Below are 18,785 nucleotides of genomic sequence, written 5' to 3'. Positions count from 1 at the left end.
AAAAATTCTAGATCAAGGCGATGTCGAAGAGAATCGCCGGTCCGGAAATCGAACGCCTGATCCAGCTCCTGGCCAAGGTGCCTGGGCTTGGGCCGCGCTCGGCCAGGCGCGCCGCGCTTCATCTCATCAAGAAGAAGGAACAGCTGCTCGAGCCTCTGGCCGCCGCCATGGGCGAAGCGGTCGACAAGGTGCGCATCTGCTCGACCTGCGGCAATGTCGATACATCCGACCCTTGCATGATCTGCACCGACCCGCGCCGCGACGCCGGCACGCTGATCGTCGTCGAGGACGTCTCCGACCTCTGGGCGCTGGAGCGCGCCGCGGCCATGAACGTGCGCTACCACGTGCTTGGCGGCACGCTGTCGCCGCTCGACGGCATCGGTCCGGACCAGCTCAACATCCGCTCGCTGGTCGACCGTGTCGCCGGCGGCGAGGTGAAGGAAGTCATCCTTGCCGTCAACGCCACCGTCGAGGGGCAGACGACAGCGCATTATCTGACCGACCAGCTGTCTGGCTTCGAGGTCAAGGTGACGCGGCTCGCGCATGGCGTGCCGGTCGGCGGCGAGCTCGATTACCTCGACGAAGGCACGCTGGCCGCCGCGCTGCGATCGAGGACGGCGTTTTGAAGTTGGCGGGGAGGGCGCGCGTGACAGATGTTATTCCTCGAGATTCCGCGCTCCGTCACACCCCCCTCTGCCCTGCCGGGCATCTCCCCCGCAAGGGGGGAGATTGGCAGTTTCTTTGCCGGCGCTTTTATCCCCACGTCGGCGATTGGCGAAAGCCTGCGCGACATCTGATCTCCCCCCTTGCGGGGGAGATGTCCGGCAGGACAGAGGGGGGTGTGAAGGAACGCCAGCATTTCAGGTTGGCTATTCTTTCCTTCCTAGCGACGCTTCTCGCTCTCTTCATTACCACCCCCACCCATGCCGCCCCCATCGACGACCAGTTCCAGGCTTGGCTCCAAACCGATCTCTGGCCCGAAGCCAAGTCCAAAGGCATCTCGAAAAAAACCTTCGACGCTGCCTTCCTCGGCGTGAAGCCGAACCTCAAGCTGCCCGATCTCGTCCTGCCCGGCGAGAAGCCGACGACACCTGAGAAGCAGCATCAGGCCGAGTTCGGCCCGCCGGCCAACTACTTCGCCGAGAAGATCATTCGGGCCGTCACGTCGGGCGGAAGGACGCGCGAGAGCGCCAACGCCCGGACGCTCGGGCTGATCGAGAAGCGCTACGGCGTTCCGGGCGAGATCGTGCTGGCGATCTGGGGCCGCGAGACCGGCTTCGGCGCCGCCAAGATGCCGTACGACGCCTTCGAGGTGCTGGGCACCAAGGCGTTCATGTCGACCAAGAAGAACTTCTTCCGCACCGAGGTGCTGGCGGCGCTCGAAATCGTCGAGCGCGGGCTGGCGCCGGTCAATGCGATGAAGTCGTCCTGGGCCGGCGCGCTCGGCCAGCCGCAATTCATGCCGACCTCGTTCTTGAAGCACGCCGTCGACTTCGACGGCGACGGCCGGCCCGACATCTGGAACTCGACGCCCGACGTGCTCGCTTCGATTGCCAACTACCTCGTCCATTATGGCTGGGTGAGGGGGCGAGGCTGGGGGACCGAGGTGACGGTTCCGGCAAATGTCTCTTGCTCGCTCGAAGGACCCGACCAGGGCAAGAAGATCTCCGATTGGGTGGCGATGGGCATCAGGCGCGTCGACGGCAAAGCGTTTCCGGCGAGCGAATTGAAGGCGGAAGGTTTCCTGCTGATGCCGGCCGGGCGCAGTGGCCCGGCCTTCGTCGTCACGCCGAACTTCTATGTGATCAAGCAATACAACAACAGCGATCTCTATGGCCTGTTCATCGGCCATGCCGCCGATCGCATCGCCAAAGGCGACGCCGCCTTTGTCGGCACCTGGGGCGCGGTCGGCGATCTCCATCGCTCCGATATCGCGGCTCTGCAGCGGACGCTGGAGGCCAAGGGCTACGATGTCGGCAGCGCCGACGGCCTGCCCGGTTTCAAGACCCGCCGCTCAATCGGCATCTGGCAGGCAAAGAACGGCAGGCCCGCCACCTGTTTTCCCGATGCCGCAATGGTCGCGCAACTGAAATAGCGGCTGTCTCCCGAAAGCGCGACCCCTGGCAAATTTTTGCGGATCGGCGGCTTCAATCGGCTGGCGCATGGGTCGACTCATGGCGGCCCATCTGGTCCGATACGGTGTCTCGCAGAGCGCGCGTTGCCGCTTCGTGCGCCGTCGAATAGGGAGTTGACCAACTGGACAAAAAACACGACGGTAAGCGGTCAAAGCCGCTGCTGGCCTTGCAAAGAACAATACAGCCCTGAGCCGGGAACTCAGGTCAACAAGACAGGGAACGATCACCATGATGCTGGAAAAGTTTGCTCTCCGCTCTCGCGCCTTGCTTGCGGGCGCCGCGCTGTCCGCGCTGCTCGTCGCGCCCGCCTTCGCGGTCACGCCCGCCGATACGCTGGTCGAGGGCTTTGCCATCGACGACATCATCTCGATGGACCCGGGCGAAGCGTTCGAGTTGTCGACGGCCGAGGTCACCGGCAACACCTATGATCTCCTGGTTCGTCTCGACCTCAGCGACACGTCCAAGGTCAAGGGCGACCTTGCCGAGAGCTGGACCGTTTCCGACGACGGCCTGACCTACACATTCAAGCTCAAGCCCGGCATGAAGTTCGCGTCCGGCAATCCGATCACCGCGGCCGATGTCGCCTATTCCTTCGAACGCGCCATCAAGCTCGACAAGAGCCCGGCTTTCATCATCAACCAGTTCGGCATCACCGGCGACAATGTCACCGAAAAAGCCAAGGCCGTCGACGACACCACCTTCCAGTTCGTCGTCGACAAGCCCTACGCACCGAGCTTCGTGCTGAACTGCCTGTCGGCTACCGTCGCCTCGGTCGTCGACGCCAAGCTGGTCAAGGAACATGTCGCCGCCGTCACGCCGAGCGCCGACTACAAATGGGACAACGACTTCGGCAATGCCTGGCTGAAGACCGGCTATGCGGGCTCGGGCCAGTACAAGCTGCGTGAGTGGCGCGCCAACGAGGCCGTCGTCATGGAGCGCAACGACAACTACAATGGCGAGAAGGCCAAGCTCGCGCGCGTCATCTATCGCAACATGAAGGAAAGCTCGGCGCAGCGCCTGGCGCTCGAGGCCGGCGATATCGACGTCGCCCGCAACCTCGAACCGAACGATCTCGACGCCATCGCCAAGAACGCCGATCTCACCACCACCAGCGCGCCGAAGGGCACGGTCTATTACATCAGCCTCAACCAGAAGAATCCGACGCTTGCCAAGCCGGAGGTGCGGCAGGCGTTCAAATATCTCGTCGACTACGATGCGCTGGGCTCGACCATCCTCAAGGGCATCGGCGAAATCCACCAGTCCTTCCTGCCCAAGGGCGACCTCGGCGCGATGGATGACAATCCCTTCAAGTTCGATGTCGCCAAGGCCAAGGAATTGCTCGCCAAGGCGGGCGTGCCGGATGGCTTCAAGGTGACCATGGACGTGCGCACCGGACAGCCGACCACGGGCATGGCGGAATCGATCCAGCAGACGCTCGGCCAGGGCGGCATCCAACTGGAGATCATTCCCGGCGACGGTAAGCAGACGCTGACCAAATACCGCGCCCGCAACCACGACATCTATATCGGCCAGTGGGGCCAGGACTATTTCGATCCGAACTCCAACGCCCAGACATTCGCCTCGAACCCGGACAATTCCGACGACGCCAAGATCAAGACGCTGGCCTGGCGCAATGCCTGGGACATCCCGGACCTGACCAAGGAAACCGAGGCGGCGCTACTGGAGAAGGATTCGGGCAAGCGCGCCGATATGTACAAGGACCTGCAGCAGAAGATCCTCGACACCAGCCCCTTCGTCATCATCCATCAGCAGCTGGAAGTGGCCGGGCTGCGCAAGAACCTCAAGGGCTTTGCGCTCGGCCCGAGCTTCGACACCAATTTTGTCGGCGCGGTTTCCAAGGAATAGCGTCGGCGGATCCGCCGCGTGAGCGTAACTGACAATCAGGTGACGGCGGGGCGCGGCAGCGCCCGCGCCGTCCTATCGTCGCTCGGCCGCTTCCTGGTCATCGCGGTGACGACCTATCTCGGTCTTCTCGCGGTGACCTTCTTCATCGGCCGCGTCATCCCAATCGATCCGGTTCTGGCCGTGCTCGGCGACCGTGCGCCCACGGCCGTGGTCGAGCGCACGCGCCGCGAAATGGGCCTCGACCTGCCCTGGATCGAGCAGTTCTATATCTATGTCAAAAATGCGCTGAGCGGCGACTTCGGCACTTCGGTGCTGACCACCAATCCGGTGATGTCCGATATCCGCCGCGTCTTCCCGGCGACCATCGAGCTGGCGACGCTGGGCACGATCATCGGCGCCGTCATCGGCGTGCCGCTCGGCGTGCTGGCCGCGGTCAAACGCGGCAGCCTGATCGACCAGGTCGCGCGCGTCGTCGGCCTCATAGGCTATTCGGTACCGATCTTCTGGCTTGGCCTGCTCGGGCTGGTGCTGTTCTACGCCAAGCTGCAATGGATCGCCTTTCCGGCGCGGCTCGACGTCGTCTACGAATACACATTCACGCCGATCACCGGCTTCTACCTGCTCGATGCCGCGATCCAAGGGCAGTGGGACGTCTTCTATGATGCCTGGCGCCACATCGTCCTGCCAGCCGCGCTGCTTGGCTATCTGTCGCTCGCCTATATCAGCCGCATGACCCGCTCCTTCATGCTGAACGAGCTGGCGCAGGAATACATCGTCGCGGCGCGCGCCAAGGGCCTGTCGGAAGGTCGTATCATCTGGGGCCACGCGCTGCGCAACGCCGCCGTGCCGATGGTGACGGTGATCGCGCTTTCCTACGCCAACCTGCTCGAAGGCTCGGTATTGACCGAGACCGTCTTCTCCTGGCCGGGCATCGGCCTCTACATCACCAATTCGCTGCAGAACGCCGACATGAACGCCGTGCTCGGCGGCACCATCGCCATCGGATCGGTCTTCATCGCCATCAACCTTCTGTCCGATCTGCTCTACCGGCTGCTCGATCCAAGGACGAAGGCCGGATGAGCGCTGAAGCCATCCAATCCAGGCGCGCGTGGCTGCTCAGCGACCGGCCGGCCTCGCGCCTGCAGGCAAGGCTCGGCCGCGCCTATGTCGCCTGGCGTCGCTTCTCCGCCAATCGGCTGGCGCTGGTCGGCATGCTGATCATCATCGCGTTGCTGGTGGTCGCCGCCTTTGCCGATGTGCTGGCGCCCTATTCGCCCACCATCGGCGATCTGAAGAACGCCCGCCTGCTGCCGCCCGGCGCCGAGCATTGGTTCGGCACCGACGACCTCGGCCGCGACATCTATTCGCGCATCGTCTATGGCTCGCGCTGGACGCTTTATGTGGTGATCCTCGTCGCCATCATCGCCGCGCCCATCGGCCTGCTGGTCGGCACGATCGCCGGTTACGCTGGCGGCTGGACCGACACGATCCTGATGCGCATCACCGACATTTTTCTCGCCTTTCCGAAGCTGGTGCTGGCGCTCGCCTTCGTCGCGGCGCTCGGTCCCGGCATCGAGAACGCGGTAATCGCGATCGCCATCACCTCCTGGCCGCCTTACGCGCGTATTGCCCGTGCGGAAACGCTGACGGTGCGCAACTCCGACTACATCAAGGCGGTGCAACTGATGGGCGCCTCGCCCTTCCGCATCGTGCTGCGCCACATCATGCCGCTCTGCATCTCCTCGCTGATCATCCGCGTCACGCTCGACATGGCCGGCATCATCCTGACCGCCGCGGGTCTCGGCTTCCTCGGCCTCGGCGCGCAGCCGCCGCTGCCGGAATGGGGCGCGATGATCGCGTCCGGCCGCCGCTTCATCCTCGATCAGTGGTGGGTTGCCGCCGCACCTGGTGCCGCGATCCTTGTCGTCAGCCTCGGCTTCAACCTGCTGGGCGACGGCCTTCGCGACGCGCTCGACCCCCGGAGCGGTGACCAATGAGCGGCGACACGCTCCTCGAAGTCGACGACCTGCGCGTCACCTTCCCGACCCGCACCGGCCTCGTGCAGGCCGTGCGCGGCGTCTCGTTCTCGCTCGGCCGCGAGCGTCTCGGCATCGTCGGCGAGAGTGGTTCCGGGAAATCGCAGACCGGTCGCGCCATCATGGGCCTCACCCCGCCGCAGGCCGAGGTTTCGGCGAAGAAGCTTGCCTTCGACGGCATCGATCTGCTCTCCATATCGCCCCGCCAGCGCCGCGCGCTGCGGGGAAACCGCATCGCCATGATCCTGCAGGATCCCAAATATTCGCTCGATCCGGTGATGACCATCGGCCGACAGATCGTCGAGACGCTGCGCACGCATGAAAAGGTCTCCAAGGCCGAGGCGCGCGAGCGCGCGCTGGAGATGCTGCGGGCGGTGCAGATTCGCGATCCGGCCCGCGTCTTCGACCTTTACCCGCACGAGGTCTCCGGCGGCATGGGCCAGCGCGCCATGATCGCCATGATGCTGATCGCCGGGCCGGAGCTGATGATCGCCGACGAGCCGACCTCGGCGCTCGACGTCACCGTGCAGCTCGACGTGCTCAAGATCCTCGACAAGCTCGTCGCCGAGCGCGGCATGGGGCTGATCTTCATCTCGCACGATCTGCGCCTGGTCTCCTCCTTCTGCGACCGCGTCGTCGTCATGTATGCCGGCAAGGTGGTCGAGCAGATCAAGGCTTCCGAACTCCGCGACGCCCGCCATCCCTACACGCGCGGCCTGCTCAACTGCATGCCGAGGATCGGCTTCGAGCGCCATCCGCTGCCGGTGCTCGACCGCAAGCCGGAGTGGGCGGCATGACGGCTTCCATCGCCGTCGAAGGGCTGGAAGTGGTCTTCGACCGATTTCGCGCGCTGAAGGGCGTAAGCCTCGAAGTGAGGGAAGGCGAATCCTACGGTCTCGTCGGCGAGAGCGGTTCCGGCAAGTCGACGCTGCTGAGGGCCATCACCGGCCTGGCGCCGGTTTCTTCCGGCACCATCTCTGTCAACGGCAAGCCCCTTGGCAAGACCCGCGACAAGGCTTTTTACCGCGATGTGCAGATGGTGTTCCAGGATCCCTATGGCTCGCTGCATCCGCGCCAGACGGTCGACCGCCTGCTGCAGGAGCCCCTCGCGATCCATGGCATTGCCGACGGCGAGAAGCGCATCGAGCGCGCGCTGGACGAGGTCGGTCTGGGCACTGGCTTCCGTTTCCGCTACGCGCACCAGCTCTCCGGCGGCCAGCGCCAGCGCGTCGCGATTGCCCGTGCCCTGATCCTCGAACCCTCGGTCCTGCTGCTCGACGAGCCGACCTCGGCGCTCGACGCCTCGGTGCAGGCCGAGGTACTGAACCTTCTGGAAGAAGTGCGGCGGCGGCGCAAGTTGACCTTCCTGATGGTCAGCCACGACCTCGCCATCATCACCCATATGTGCGAGCGGCTGATGGTGATGCAGAATGGCGAGGCGGTGGAGACGCTGACCGCGAGCCAGTTGATCGGGCATCGCGTCAGTGCGGACTATACGCGCAATCTGCTCAGGGCGAGTGAAGGGTTTGTGAGGGTCTAGCTCTCAATTGCCAAGCCGCGTTCCTGCCCAGGTGTTATCGGGGTCTGGGGCAGGCCCAATCGACTGGGCCATGGTGCCGACTTGAGCAAAACGTGAAATAAGGTCAGAAGAGGCCTGCAGCGGCACCAACAAGAACGGGCCAGTCGATGAAGGATGGCCCGATTGAGGGATGAGATGAAGAATTCAGCCATTTCCGAACGCAAGAACCAGTCGATCTCGCGCGGCGTCGGCATGACGACGCAGATCTATGCCGATCGCGCCGAGAATTCGGAAATCTGGGACGTCGAGGGCCGGCGCTATATCGACTTCTCTTCCGGCATAGCCGTGGTCAACACCGGCCACCGCCATCCGAAGGTGATCGAGGCCGTGAAGGCGCAGCTCGACCGCTTCACCCACACCTGCCACCAGGTCGTGCCCTATGAGAGCTACGTGCATCTCGCCGAGCGGCTGAACGGCATGCTGCCCGGCAAGTTCGACAAGAAGACGATCTTCGTCACCACCGGCGCCGAGGCGGTCGAGAACGCCATCAAGATCGCCCGCAACGCCACCGGCCGCCAGGCGGTCATCGCCTTTTCCGGCGGCTTCCACGGCCGCACCTTCATGGGCATGGCGCTGACCGGCAAGGTCGTGCCCTACAAGGTCGGCTTCGGCGCCATGCCTGCCGATGTCTTCCACGCGCCGTTCCCGGTCGCGCTGCACGGCGTTTCGGTCGCGGATTCGCTCGCCGCGCTGGACAAGCTGTTCAAGGCCGATGTCGATCCGAACCGCGTCGCCGCCATCATCGTCGAGCCGGTGCAGGGCGAGGGCGGCTTCTACGAAGCGCCGCGCGACTTCATGGCTGCACTACGCAAGATCTGCGACCAGCATGGCATCCTGCTTGTCGCCGACGAAGTGCAGACCGGCTTTGCCCGCACCGGCAAGATGTTTGCCATGGATCATCATGACGTGGCGCCCGATCTCACCACCATGGCCAAGAGCCTCGCCGGCGGCTTTCCGCTCTCGGCCGTCACCGGCCGCGCCGAGATCATGGACGCGCCCGGCCCCGGCGGGCTCGGCGGCACCTATGGCGGCAGCCCGATCGGCGTCGCCGCGGCGCACGCCGTGCTCGACGTCATCGATGAGGAAAACCTCTGCGATCGCGCCAATGCCCTTGGCGCCAGGCTGAAGCAGCGGCTGGACTCGATCCGTGACGACGTGCCGGAGATCGTCGACATCCGCGGTCCGGGCTTCATGAACGCCGTCGAGTTCAACGACGTGAAGAAGGGCCTGCCGTCGGCGGAGTTCGCCAACGCGGTCAGGCTGAAGGCGCTGGACGAGGGCCTCATCCTGCTCACCTGCGGCGTCTACGGCAATGTCATCCGCTTCCTGTCGCCGATCACCATCCAGGACGGAGTCATGACCGAGGCGCTGGATATCCTGGAGACCTCGATCCGCGACGCGCGGGCCGCCTGATCGAAGTTGTCAGAGTGTCGGCTTCAACTATCCTTGGGCATTTTCCTTTCATCGAAAATGCCCTGGATGTCGCGCGAGCCATGCAGGATGCGCTCAACGCGCACATTGTTACGCTCGACGGTATAGAAGATGACATATCTCTGGAACGCGACGGAACGCAGGCCGCGCCAGAGTTCGGAACGGGGAGCGCCACCACGTGGTGCATCCAAGATGGTGTCGCATCGCACTCGAAGTGCCGCTATCAAGCGGCGGGCGGCCGCCGGATTTTCAGCTTGGATGTAATCGCCAATCTCTTCGATGTCCTGCACGGCGGCAGGCGCGAAACTGAGAGCCATTATTTGCGGCTTTCCGCCGCGTATCTTTTCTCCAGCCGATCGAAAACGTCGTCGGCTGTTATAGCTGGTCCGCTCTCTACACCCTTGCGGATGTCTTCACGCAGTGCAGCAAGCTTCGCCTGCCGGTGCTCTTCACGCTCCTCCAGCAGGCGCAGACTATCGCGCACGACTTCGCTTGCACTGGCGTAGCGGCCACTCTCGACAAGCTCGCGCACGAATGCCTCGTAGCGGGAGCCAATGCTGTAGCTTGCAGGCACGGAGCAAATCTTTCGCTTTATCCGAAATTATCAATTTATGATAATTCGGCGATGGCCTTTTGCCAAGGCTTGGTGGGTGCGTCCTTTCGCGCCCCCGAGCGTTGTTATCATCATAGTGGATTGAACAATCAGCCCGCCGCCCTGGTGGGTTCGTCCTGACTGAAGTCCGCGAGCGCCGCCTTCAGCGCATCTGGCCCGCCTGCCACCGTCTGCGGCGCCGGCGAGAAGCCGGCGCCGAGCATCTTGCGGCCAAGCATATGGTCGGCCGGACGGTTGACGGATTCGATGCCGAGCAGCCGGTCGCCGGCATAATGGTAGATCGAGAACTTGTTGTCGGCGAGATCGCCGAGCACAACGTGGCTGTCCCCGCCTTGCGTCAGCCCCACCATCTGCAGCTTCATGTCGCCGATATCCGACCAGAACCACGGCACGGCCGAGAACGACTCGGCATGGCCGAGGATGGTGCGGGCTGCAAACCTGGCCTGGTCGGTGGCGTTCTGCACCGATTCCAGCCGCACTTCGCCGCCTGTGAACCAGTGCCTGTAGGAGGCCGCGTCGCCGATGGCGAGGATTTCGGGAACGGAGCTTTGCATATGCTTGTCGACGCGGATGCCGTTGCCGATGGCCAGGCCGGCGGCTTCCGCCAGTTCGACATTGGGCACCACGCCGATGCCGATGATCACCATCTGCGCCGGCAGGCGTTCGCCGCCGGACGTGATCGCGGCCGAGACGCGGCCGCCTTCGCCCTCGAGGCGGGCAATGGTGGTGCCGGTCAGGATGCGCACGCCGATCGCTTCCAGGCGCTGACGCACATGCGCGGCGATGACAGGCGCCACGGCGCGGCCAAGCAGCCGGTCGACGGCCTCGACGACGGTGACGTTGCGGCCGGCGGCCCTTAGCGTCGCCGCGATCTCCAGGCCGATGAAGCCGCCGCCGAGAATGACCACGTCCTCGCTTTGCGCGCTGAGCTCGCGGATCGCCCGCGCATCGGCCAGCGAGCGTAGCGAGATCACGCCGGCAAGGCCGGCGCCGTCGAGCTTGAGCAGGCGCGGCCGCGAGCCGGTGGCAAGCACCAGCCGGTCGAAGGCGAGCGTTCCACCGCCTGCAACATTCAGCTGGCCCGCGCGGGCATAGATGCTCTCGATGCGCACGCCCGGCCGGTAATCGATGTTGTTGCCGGTGTAGAACGCTTCGCCGCGCAGGGGCTGCGGCTTGGCCTCGGCGTCCTTGATGAAGGTCTTGGACAGCGGCGGCTTGTGATAGGGCAGTTCCTTCTCGTCGCCGATCAGGATGACAGGCCCTTCATAGCCCTCATCGCGCAGGCTGGCTGCGGCCTGCACGCCGGCATGGCCGGCACCGACAATCACAACCCCGTTCGTCATCGCAATCCTTTTGTCTTGGAACTCTAGGCTCTTGCGCCAAGTGGCGATTGTCTGCCGCCGCCGCAAGGGCAGGCGTCCGGGTCGCACCCAGAACGGCTGCCTGTCAATCCGGTCTCCCGGTCGGGCGATCGTCTTAAAGTTGATAATCCTAGTTTAGAATAATTCTAAACTATTGTTTCAATTGAATTTTTTCTGCCGCGCCAGTTGACTCCAGGCCTCTCCATCGCTTTATGGAGAGCTGCGCGCGAAGCGCATCCCTTTGATGGCTGGGCCTTGAACCCTTTCGATTGGAGGCAAGTGGGTGTCTTTTTATCGCGAACCGCGCATCGGCGCGGCCACCATTTTTCCCGGCATGCTCATGCCTCGGCGCGGGTGGACACATGCGCCTATTGTTGAATTTCCAAGGAACTGGAGAAGGATAATGACGGCACGTAATGGCGGCAGGCTGGCTGCGATCTGCGCCACGGCTGCACTGACGGCGGCGGTTTTCGTGTTGCCGGCGAAAGCCGAGACCGACGCGAAGGCGGTGATCAAGACCTATGCCGACATCGCACTGGCCAAATACGAGGATTCGCTGACCACGGCGCAGGCGCTGGACAAGGCGGTGGACGCACTCATCGCCAGCCCCTCGGCCGACACGTTGAACGCCGCGCGCGAAGCCTGGAAGGCCGCGCGCATTCCCTACCAGCAGACCGAGGTCTACCGCTTCGGCAACAAGATCGTCGACGACTGGGAAGGCAAGGTGAATTCGTGGCCGCTGGATGAGGGCCTGATCGACTATGTCCCCAAGAGCTATGGCAGCGAGTCGGACGAAAACGCGCTCTATACGGCCAACGTCATCGCCAACAAGGAAATCGAGATCAACGGCAAGAAGGTCGACGCCTCGAAGCTGACGCCGGAGTTCCTTTCGGGCACGCTGCAGGAGGCCGGCGGCGTCGAGGCCAATGTCGCGACCGGCTATCATGCCATCGAATTCCTGCTCTGGGGCCAGGACCTGCACGGCACAGGCCCGGGCGCGGGCGAGCGGCCCTTTACCGACTACGATCTCAAGAACTGCACGGGCGGCAATTGCGACCGTCGCGCCGAATATCTGAAGTCGGCGAGCGATCTTCTGGTGTCCGACCTGCAGGAAATGGTCGGCAACTGGAAGGAGGACGGCGCAGCGCGCAAGAACCTCACCGACGGCGACGCGAATGCCGGCATCTCCACCATCTTCACCGGCATGGGCTCGCTCTCCTATGGCGAGCTGGCCGGCGAGCGCATGAAGCTCGGCCTTTTGCTGCACGATCCGGAAGAGGAGCACGACTGCTTCTCCGACAACACCTACATCTCGCATCTCTACGACGCCGTCGGCATTCGCGCCGCCTATCACGCCAACTATACGCGTCTCGACGGCACCGTGGTTTCCGGTCCGTCGGTCTCCGACATGGTGAAAGCCGCCGATCCGGCGATCGACAAGGAGTTGTCGGGCAAGCTCGACACCACCGTCGCCAAGATGGAGGCCATCCAGGCGCGCGCGCTGGCCGGCGAGGCCTACGACCAGCAGATCGCCGAAGGCAACACCGAAGGCAACGCTACCGTCCAGGCGGCAATCGACGCCTTGATCGACCAGACCAAGTCGATCGAGCGCGCCGTCGGCTCGCTCAAGCTGAACCAGATCGCCTTCGAGGGCTCCGACAGCCTGGACGCTCCCGACAAGGTGTTCAAGTAAGGTCCAGGGCATGATCCCAAAAAGTGGATACCGGTTTTTTGGACGAGATCATGCCCGACGAGGAAACAGGCATGATCCCAAAAAGTGGATACCGGTTTTTGGATAAGATCATGCCCGACTAACAAATAATCCAAGCGGCGCCGTGGCCGGCGCCGTCAGCCAGAGCAAGTGAATGCTGATCTGCCATTGCAACATCATCACCGAGAAGGAGATCGAGCAGACGATCGTCGGCCTGCTGGATGAGGATCCCTGGCAGCTGATCGTGCCCGCGAAGGTCTATCATGCGATGCGCAAGCGCGGTCGCTGTTGCGGCTGTTTCCCAAATGTGGTGGAAACGATCATTCGGGTCACCGAGAACTACCACGCCCGCTCAGGGGTGGGCGGCGTGGACATCGTTTCACACCTGGACCGCGTGAGAGGCTTGCGCGTCCAATACGGGAGCAGACCCCATGAAAGGCGAACCGCAGGTCATCGGGCGGCTTAATGAAGCTCTGTTTCTGGAGCTTGGAGCCGTCAACCAGTACTGGGTGCATTATCGTCTGCTCGAGGATTGGGGCTACACCAAGCTGGCAAAGAAGGAGCGGGCGGAATCGATCGAGGAAATGCATCACGCCGACAGGCTGATCGCGCGCATCATCTTCCTCGAAGGCCATCCCAATCTGCAGTCCGTCGCGCCGTTGCGCATCGGCCAGAACGTCAAGGAAGTGCTCGAATCCGATCTGGCCGGCGAATATGACGCGCGCTCCGCTTACAAACGCTCGCGCGAGATCTGCCACGAGGAAGGCGATTTCGTCTCGATGAAGCTGTTCGAGGACCTTTTGACCGACGAGGAAGGACATATCGACTTCCTGGAAACGCAGCTCGACCTGCTTGCCTCGATCGGCGAGGAAAAGTACGGCCAGCTCAACGCCGACTCGGCCAGCGAGGCGGAGTAAGGACATGCGGGAATGCGGCGCCCCGTAGATCATTTTTCGCGCCGCGCGCTGCGGGCCGCAATCGACGGCCTGCCGCTTCAGAAGACCCCGCGATACCGGATCGGCAGTGGGGCGTCGCTTTTGCTGGCGATCATGCTTTCCGTTCCCGCGATGGCCGGTGAGCCAGCCGCTATGCCGACGAGCCGCACCGACCTGACGCCGAAGGATCAGGCGCGGGTTCTGGCGGTCACCAGGCCAACGACCGAGTTTACCAGGCCCGAGCCGTTCGAGCTGATGCAAGGCGGCGCCGGCACGTCGCGCAAGGACGTCAACCGCGATGCCTTCTCGCAATCCTCCGCCAACATCACCTTTGAGGAAGAGGGCAGCTTCAAGCTCGGCAACGCGCTGTTCCGCAAGAACTGGGTGTCGTCGCCGTCCTCGACCCAGGCTTCGGACGGGCTCGGCCCGCTGTTCAACGAGCGCGCCTGCCAGAATTGCCATTTGAAGGACGGCCGCGGGCGTCCTCCGGAAGGCGATGCCGGATCGACGTCTATGTTCCTGCGGCTGGCGCGCGACGCCGCCAGCGCCGAGGAAAAGACCGCGCTTGCCGACCACAAGGTGCTGAACTTTCCCGATGCGGTCTATGGCACGCAACTGCAGGATCTTGCGGTTCCGGGCCTCAAAGGCGAAGGCCGGATGCGCGTCGATTACCAGGAGCAAAAAGTGACGCTCGGCGACGGCGCCGTTGTTACGCTGCGCAAGCCGCGCTATTCGGTCGAAAATCTCGGCTATGGCCCGCTCGATCCGCGCACCACGCTCTCGCCTCGGCTGACGCCGCCGATGATCGGGCTCGGCCTGATCGAGCAGATCGCGCCTGCCGATATCCTCGCCAATGCCGATCCGGGCGATCGTAACGGTGACGGTATTTCGGGCCGGCCGAACATCGTGCGCGACGAACTGAGCGGCGCGGTGACCGTGGGCCGCTTCGGCTGGAAGGCGCAGACCGCCTCGATCCGCCAGCAGGCGGCCGATGCCTTTGCCGGCGATATCGGCATCTCCACCCCGGAAATGCCGAAGCATTGGGGCGATTGCACCAAGGCGCAGACGGATTGCCTTGCAATGCCGAACGGCGTGCAGGAACGCCTCGGCACGGCCGAGGCGCCGCCCCCTGTCATGGACCTCGTCACCTTCTATTCGCAGAATCTGGCCGTGCCGGCGCGGCGCGATCTCGACAAACCTGACGTGCTCGCCGGCAAGAAGCAGTTCTACGAGATGGGCTGCATTTCCTGCCACACGCCGAAATTCGTCACCATGCGCGGCACGCCCAACAAGGCGCAGGCCTTCCAGCTGATCTGGCCTTATTCCGACTTCCTGCTGCACGACATGGGCGAGGGCCTTGCCGACGGGCAACGGGTAGGCGAAGCGAGCGGCAGCGAGTGGCGCACCCCGCCGCTCTGGGGTATTGGGCTCACCGCGACAGTCAACGGCAACAGCTTCTATCTGCATGACGGCCGCGCCCGCACGCTTGCCGAGGCGATCCTGTGGCATGGCGGCGAAGGTCGTAAGGCGCGCGATCGCTTTGCCGGGGCCGCCGCGGCCGATCGTGACGCGCTGATTAAATTCCTGGAGTCGCTTTGATGTCGAAACGCCTGGCCGCCACCCTTGCCCTTCCGCTTTTTCTGGCGATCTCCCTGCCGGCATCGGCCGCGGTGAAGGCCTCCGATGTCATCGGCCGCGCGATCGACGGTTTCGTCCGCCCGGCCTATGCCAGCCTTGACGAGCATGCGGCGGGCCTGACCAAGGCGATGCACCAGCTTTGCGAAGCGCCGTCCGAAAAGAATCTCGAAGCGGCGCGCGTGGCGTTTTCAGGCACGGTCGAGGCCTGGTCGGTGGCCGAGATCATCGCCTTCGGGCCGATCAAGGAGAACAACCGACTGGAGCGCATGCTCTATTGGCCGGACCGCAAGAGCATCGGCCTGAGGCAAGTGCAGGCCACGCTGGCATCCAAGGATCCGTCAGCCACCGATCCGGCGCAACTGGCGCAAAAGAGCGTCGCCATGCAGGGCCTCGGCGGGCTCGAATATGTGCTTTACGGCGACGGCGCCGAAACGCTTGCCAGGAAGGACGATCCTTACCGCTGCGCTTATGGCTCGGCTGTCGCCGGCAATGTCGAAGCGATGGCCGGCGAGGTGCGCGATGCCTGGCAAAACCCTGACGGCTTTGCGTCGCTCTGGGCCAACCCAGGACCGAAAAACCCGCTCTACCGAGACGGCAACGAAGCGGTGACGGAACTGGTCGGTGTCTTTATCAACGAGCTGGACATGATCCGCGACGTGCGGCTGAAAGGTTTTCTCGGCGCCAGGCCCGATGCCGACAAGCCGAAGCAGGCGATCTACTGGCGCTCGCAGAACACGACGGCTTCGCTGGCCGCAAACCTGTCCGGCATCGACCAACTGTTCCAGGCTTCCAAGCTCGGCGATGCGCTGCCCGCCGATGCGCAATGGATGGCCGAATCCATCCACATCCAGCTCACTAACGGCGTGGCGACGGCGAAGTCGATCGCCGGTCCGATCGACAAGGCGCTCGCGGACCCCGCGCTGCGCGGCAAGCTCGAGCATTTCGCGCTGATAACCTCGAGCCTGTCGACCTTGATCGGCACCAGGATGACCGCCGAGTTCGGCCTGACCGCCGGCTTCTCGTCGCTGGACGGAGATTGATCGATGGCGAGGACAGGTACAAAGCTCATCGATCGCCGCGATTTCCTGCGGGCCGCGGGCGCGGGCTTTGCCGCCGCCATGGCGCCGCGTGCCTGGGCCGACACGCTTGCCGCGGGCGCGGTGTTTGCCACGGCCTTCGTCAAGCGCGACGGCAGCTTCGGCGCCGCCGTGCTCTCCGAGGCGGGAAAAATCCTGCACACGGTCGATCTGCCCGATCGCGGCCATGACGTCGCCTTCGATCCGGTGTCGAAGCGTTCGGTGGTCTTCGCCCGTCAGCCCGGCACCTTCGCGGTTGTCTTCGACCAAGCCGGCCGCGACAAGCCCTTGACCATCGCCAGCATCGCCGGCCGGCATTTCTTCGGCCATGGCGTGTTCTCGCCCGACGGCGCCTTGCTCTATGCGACCGAGAACGATTTCGACAATGCGGCAGGTGTCGTCGGTGTCTACGATGCGCGGGAGAAATTCAATCGCATCGGCGAATTCCCGACCTATGGCATGGGACCGCATGAGCTGCTCCTGCTCGGCGATGGCCGCACTTTAGCCATCGCCAATGGCGGCATCGAAACCCATCCCGACTATGGCCGAGCCGAGCTCAACATCGCGACGATGAAGCCGTCCTATACGCTGGTCGACCGCGTCACCGGCGACCTCATCGAAAAGCATGAATTGCCGCCGGCGTTGCATCAGCTGTCGATCCGCCACATGGATCGCGACCAGGCGGGCACGGTCTGGTTCGGCTGCCAGTATCGCGGGCCGGCGACCGACCGCCCCGCGCTGGTCGGCCGCGCCGCGCGCGGCAAGGACCTCGAGCTCTTGGAGATGCCGCAGGACGTGCTCTCCGGCTTCCGCAATTATATCGGCTCGGTCGCCGCCAATGCCGCCACAGGTACGGTCGCCATCACTTCGCCGGAAGGCAATTCGCTGGCCGTCCTCGACGCCGCCAGCGGACGCGTGGTCGCGACCAGATCACTGGTCGAGGTCTGCGGCCTCGCGCCCGACGGCGCTGGCTTCATGGCAACGACCGGCGCCGGCGAGATCGTCGGCGGCGCCGGCTCGACCCGTTCCGAGCCGGACTATGTCTGGGACAACCACATGCTGCGCATCGCGGCCTCTGCCTGACAACAAGGTCCTGGCGCTGCCGGAAAGCAAAGCCGCTTAACATTTCTCCGCCCTGGCTCTTGCGGCGGCGGCCTATGCCGGGCAGAGGGAATTGTGTTTCGATCCAGTTCATTAATGGCCATATGAAGTTGCCTATATGAAGCTGCTCGCCATCGACTGCGCCGCCAGTCTCTGCGCTGCCTGCGTCTATGATGCAGGCGCGGGGAAGGAGCTTGGCCGTGAGGTGCGCGACCTCGGCAAGGGGCATGCGGAGCATCTGATGGCCGTCATCGAGACGGCCCTGCAAGCCGGTGGGGTCGATTACCCTGACCTCAACGCTGTTGCCGTCTCGATCGGACCGGGCTCTTTCACCGGCCTGCGCGTCGGCGTATCGGCAGCGCGCGGCCTGGCGCTGGCGCTGAAAATCCCGGCGATCGGCGTGACGACGCTGGAAGCCCTGGCGGCGGAGGCTGCGAATGCGTTTCCCGGGCGCGCGGTGCTTGCCGCGCTCGATGCCGGCCGCGAGGAAATCCATGCGGCGCTCTATGATAAAGCGTTAGTCGAGACTTACGGACCTTCCGTAGCTGCGCTTTCCGATGCAGTGACCATGGCCATCGGCGCCGACGCGGTCCTGGTCGGGACCGCCGCGCCGCAGATTGCCAAGGCGGCGGTTCATGCCTTCGAAACTGGTCCGGTTGCCGCCACAGCCGACATCGCGACCTATGCCAGGCTGGCCTCGGCCAGGGAACCGGGCGAAAAGCCCAAACCGCTTTATCTGCGCGGCGCCGACGCCAAGCCGCAGGCGGGTTTCATTCTGCCAAGGCAGGACAGGGGAAACGATTCCTGATGCGCATACCGTTCTTTCAGCCGCGCCGCAGGGACTATGCGCTGGAACCGTTGACGGTCGCCGACAGCGCCGCTGTTTCGGTGCTGCATCGCGAGGATTTCGTGCGGCCCTGGACCGACGGCGAATTCGCAGCACTTCTCGAGCAGGACACGGTCTTCGGCTATGCCGCGCGTGAGACCGGCCAAGGCTCCAAGCCGCCGGTTGGCTTCGTGCTCGCGCGGCTGGCGGCCGGCGAGGGCGAGATCCTGACCTTGGCCGTCGCCCGCACGCATCGCCGCCAGGGGCTCGGCTGGCAATTGATGGACGCGGTGCTGCGCGAATTGCATACGCAGCGCGCCGCGGCGCTCTTCCTCGAGGTCGACGAGACCAACACGCCGGCGATCGGGCTTTACCGCAGGCTCGGCTTCCGCCAGGTCGGCCATCGGCCGAACTACTATCGCTCGACCGAGCATGGCCCGACCGGCGCGCTTGTCATGCGCCGCGATCTTCGCTAGC

The 18,785-nt window shown here is 64.2% G+C and carries 19 protein-coding genes; 16 read left to right on the top strand and 3 right to left on the bottom strand.

Going from position 1 to position 18,785, the window contains the following annotated elements; translation table 11 throughout:
- Positions 1–20 precede the first annotated feature (20 nt).
- From recR to FJ418_RS04530, 8 genes are all read left to right on the top strand, one after another.
- Positions 21–626, top strand: coding sequence for a recombination mediator RecR (gene recR, locus FJ418_RS04570; protein ID WP_040985994.1), 606 nt, complete (start codon positions 21–23; stop codon positions 624–626).
- A 191-nt stretch (positions 627–817) separates the two neighbouring features.
- A complete protein-coding gene (locus FJ418_RS04560; protein WP_140863863.1) occupies positions 818–2,095 on the top strand; it encodes a lytic murein transglycosylase in 1,278 nt (425 codons plus the stop codon).
- 271 nt (positions 2,096–2,366) lie between these two features.
- On the top strand, positions 2,367–4,001 hold the full coding sequence (locus tag FJ418_RS04555; RefSeq protein WP_181166847.1) for an ABC transporter substrate-binding protein: 1,635 nt from the start codon (positions 2,367–2,369) through the stop codon (positions 3,999–4,001).
- A gap of 18 nt (positions 4,002–4,019) precedes the next feature.
- Complete coding sequence (locus tag FJ418_RS04550; RefSeq protein ID WP_140863859.1) at positions 4,020–5,081, top strand: ABC transporter permease; 1,062 nt, start codon at positions 4,020–4,022, stop codon at positions 5,079–5,081.
- Positions 5,078–5,998 carry a nickel transporter permease gene (nikC, locus tag FJ418_RS04545; protein WP_140656161.1) on the top strand — a complete coding sequence of 307 codons (921 nt, stop codon included), beginning with the start codon at positions 5,078–5,080 and terminating at the stop codon, positions 5,996–5,998. Before FJ418_RS04550 ends, nikC begins: the two co-directional genes overlap by 4 nt.
- Positions 5,995–6,834: an ABC transporter ATP-binding protein gene (locus FJ418_RS04540; RefSeq protein WP_140656164.1), complete on the top strand. Its 840-nt coding sequence runs from the start codon at positions 5,995–5,997 to the stop codon at positions 6,832–6,834. The genes nikC and FJ418_RS04540 overlap by 4 nt, the downstream gene beginning before the upstream one ends.
- Positions 6,831–7,577 carry an ABC transporter ATP-binding protein gene (locus FJ418_RS04535; RefSeq protein WP_140656169.1) on the top strand — a complete coding sequence of 249 codons (747 nt, stop codon included), beginning with the start codon at positions 6,831–6,833 and terminating at the stop codon, positions 7,575–7,577. The genes FJ418_RS04540 and FJ418_RS04535 overlap by 4 nt, the downstream gene beginning before the upstream one ends.
- A gap of 174 nt (positions 7,578–7,751) precedes the next feature.
- Entirely contained in the window at positions 7,752–9,029 is a 1,278-nt protein-coding gene (locus FJ418_RS04530; RefSeq protein WP_140863857.1) for a 4-aminobutyrate--2-oxoglutarate transaminase, read from the top strand.
- A 23-nt stretch (positions 9,030–9,052) separates the two neighbouring features.
- Here FJ418_RS04530 and FJ418_RS04525 read toward each other — a convergent pair whose 3' ends face one another.
- From FJ418_RS04525 to FJ418_RS04515, 3 genes are all read right to left on the bottom strand, one after another.
- Entirely contained in the window at positions 9,053–9,364 is a 312-nt protein-coding gene (locus FJ418_RS04525) for a type II toxin-antitoxin system RelE/ParE family toxin (RefSeq protein WP_140645363.1), read from the bottom strand.
- Positions 9,364–9,621 (bottom strand): type II toxin-antitoxin system ParD family antitoxin, encoded by a 258-nt coding sequence (locus FJ418_RS04520; protein ID WP_140645362.1) that lies wholly within the window; start codon positions 9,619–9,621, stop codon positions 9,364–9,366. The genes FJ418_RS04525 and FJ418_RS04520 overlap by 1 nt, the downstream gene beginning before the upstream one ends.
- 128 nt (positions 9,622–9,749) lie before the next feature.
- Positions 9,750–11,003 carry an FAD-dependent oxidoreductase gene (locus FJ418_RS04515; RefSeq protein ID WP_140863855.1) on the bottom strand — a complete coding sequence of 418 codons (1,254 nt, stop codon included), beginning with the start codon at positions 11,001–11,003 and terminating at the stop codon, positions 9,750–9,752.
- A gap of 421 nt (positions 11,004–11,424) precedes the next feature.
- Between FJ418_RS04515 and FJ418_RS04510 the strand changes: the two genes are divergently transcribed.
- The 8 genes from FJ418_RS04510 (at position 11,425) to FJ418_RS04475 (ending at position 18,784) form a co-directional block, all read left to right on the top strand.
- The gene (locus tag FJ418_RS04510; RefSeq protein WP_140863853.1) at positions 11,425–12,714 is read left to right on the top strand and encodes an imelysin family protein; all 1,290 of its coding nucleotides are present in this window, start codon (positions 11,425–11,427) and stop codon (positions 12,712–12,714) included.
- Positions 12,715–12,886: 172 nt separating this feature from the next.
- Positions 12,887–13,198 carry a (2Fe-2S)-binding protein gene (locus FJ418_RS04505; protein WP_140863850.1) on the top strand — a complete coding sequence of 104 codons (312 nt, stop codon included), beginning with the start codon at positions 12,887–12,889 and terminating at the stop codon, positions 13,196–13,198.
- A complete protein-coding gene (bfr, locus tag FJ418_RS04500; RefSeq protein ID WP_140863848.1) occupies positions 13,164–13,649 on the top strand; it encodes a bacterioferritin in 486 nt (161 codons plus the stop codon). The genes FJ418_RS04505 and bfr overlap by 35 nt, the downstream gene beginning before the upstream one ends.
- Before the next feature lie 12 nt (positions 13,650–13,661).
- Complete coding sequence (locus FJ418_RS04495; RefSeq protein WP_140863844.1) at positions 13,662–15,266, top strand: di-heme oxidoredictase family protein; 1,605 nt, start codon at positions 13,662–13,664, stop codon at positions 15,264–15,266.
- Positions 15,266–16,345 carry an imelysin family protein gene (locus FJ418_RS04490; protein ID WP_140863841.1) on the top strand — a complete coding sequence of 360 codons (1,080 nt, stop codon included), beginning with the start codon at positions 15,266–15,268 and terminating at the stop codon, positions 16,343–16,345. Before FJ418_RS04495 ends, FJ418_RS04490 begins: the two co-directional genes overlap by 1 nt.
- Positions 16,346–16,348: 3 nt before the next feature.
- Positions 16,349–17,464 carry a DUF1513 domain-containing protein gene (locus FJ418_RS04485; RefSeq protein WP_140863838.1) on the top strand — a complete coding sequence of 372 codons (1,116 nt, stop codon included), beginning with the start codon at positions 16,349–16,351 and terminating at the stop codon, positions 17,462–17,464.
- A gap of 136 nt (positions 17,465–17,600) precedes the next feature.
- Complete coding sequence (gene tsaB, locus FJ418_RS04480) at positions 17,601–18,290, top strand: tRNA (adenosine(37)-N6)-threonylcarbamoyltransferase complex dimerization subunit type 1 TsaB (RefSeq protein ID WP_140863836.1); 690 nt, start codon at positions 17,601–17,603, stop codon at positions 18,288–18,290.
- Entirely contained in the window at positions 18,290–18,784 is a 495-nt protein-coding gene (locus tag FJ418_RS04475; RefSeq protein ID WP_140645353.1) for an N-acetyltransferase, read from the top strand. Before tsaB ends, FJ418_RS04475 begins: the two co-directional genes overlap by 1 nt.
- Position 18,785: the final 1 nt, after the last annotated feature.

Source organism: Mesorhizobium sp. B2-8-3 (assembly GCF_006440815.1).
In the GTDB taxonomy this organism is placed as follows: Bacteria; Pseudomonadota; Alphaproteobacteria; order Rhizobiales; family Rhizobiaceae; genus Mesorhizobium.
The sequence above is the reverse complement of the archived record's forward strand: the minus strand, read 5'-3'. Positions and strand labels throughout refer to the sequence as shown.

What these genes read in the sequence shown, in the direction of transcription:
- recR (WP_040985994.1), top strand. Translation starts at nt 21, where the DNA reads ATGTCGAAGAGAATCGCCGGTCCGGAAATCGAACGCCTGATCCAGCTC.
- FJ418_RS04560 (WP_140863863.1), top strand. Translation starts at nt 818, where the DNA reads ATGTCCGGCAGGACAGAGGGGGGTGTGAAGGAACGCCAGCATTTCAGG.
- FJ418_RS04555 (WP_181166847.1), top strand. Translation starts at nt 2,367, where the DNA reads ATGCTGGAAAAGTTTGCTCTCCGCTCTCGCGCCTTGCTTGCGGGCGCC.
- nikC (WP_140656161.1), top strand. Translation starts at nt 5,078, where the DNA reads ATGAGCGCTGAAGCCATCCAATCCAGGCGCGCGTGGCTGCTCAGCGAC.
- FJ418_RS04540 (WP_140656164.1), top strand. Translation starts at nt 5,995, where the DNA reads ATGAGCGGCGACACGCTCCTCGAAGTCGACGACCTGCGCGTCACCTTC.
- FJ418_RS04535 (WP_140656169.1), top strand. Translation starts at nt 6,831, where the DNA reads ATGACGGCTTCCATCGCCGTCGAAGGGCTGGAAGTGGTCTTCGACCGA.
- FJ418_RS04530 (WP_140863857.1), top strand. Translation starts at nt 7,752, where the DNA reads ATGAAGAATTCAGCCATTTCCGAACGCAAGAACCAGTCGATCTCGCGC.
- FJ418_RS04525 (WP_140645363.1), bottom strand. Translation starts at nt 9,364, where the DNA reads ATGGCTCTCAGTTTCGCGCCTGCCGCCGTGCAGGACATCGAAGAGATT.
- FJ418_RS04515 (WP_140863855.1), bottom strand. Translation starts at nt 11,003, where the DNA reads ATGACGAACGGGGTTGTGATTGTCGGTGCCGGCCATGCCGGCGTGCAG.
- FJ418_RS04510 (WP_140863853.1), top strand. Translation starts at nt 11,425, where the DNA reads ATGACGGCACGTAATGGCGGCAGGCTGGCTGCGATCTGCGCCACGGCT.
- FJ418_RS04505 (WP_140863850.1), top strand. Translation starts at nt 12,887, where the DNA reads ATGCTGATCTGCCATTGCAACATCATCACCGAGAAGGAGATCGAGCAG.
- bfr (WP_140863848.1), top strand. Translation starts at nt 13,164, where the DNA reads ATGAAAGGCGAACCGCAGGTCATCGGGCGGCTTAATGAAGCTCTGTTT.
- FJ418_RS04495 (WP_140863844.1), top strand. Translation starts at nt 13,662, where the DNA reads ATGCGGCGCCCCGTAGATCATTTTTCGCGCCGCGCGCTGCGGGCCGCA.
- FJ418_RS04490 (WP_140863841.1), top strand. Translation starts at nt 15,266, where the DNA reads ATGTCGAAACGCCTGGCCGCCACCCTTGCCCTTCCGCTTTTTCTGGCG.
- FJ418_RS04485 (WP_140863838.1), top strand. Translation starts at nt 16,349, where the DNA reads ATGGCGAGGACAGGTACAAAGCTCATCGATCGCCGCGATTTCCTGCGG.
- tsaB (WP_140863836.1), top strand. Translation starts at nt 17,601, where the DNA reads ATGAAGCTGCTCGCCATCGACTGCGCCGCCAGTCTCTGCGCTGCCTGC.
- FJ418_RS04475 (WP_140645353.1), top strand. Translation starts at nt 18,290, where the DNA reads ATGCGCATACCGTTCTTTCAGCCGCGCCGCAGGGACTATGCGCTGGAA.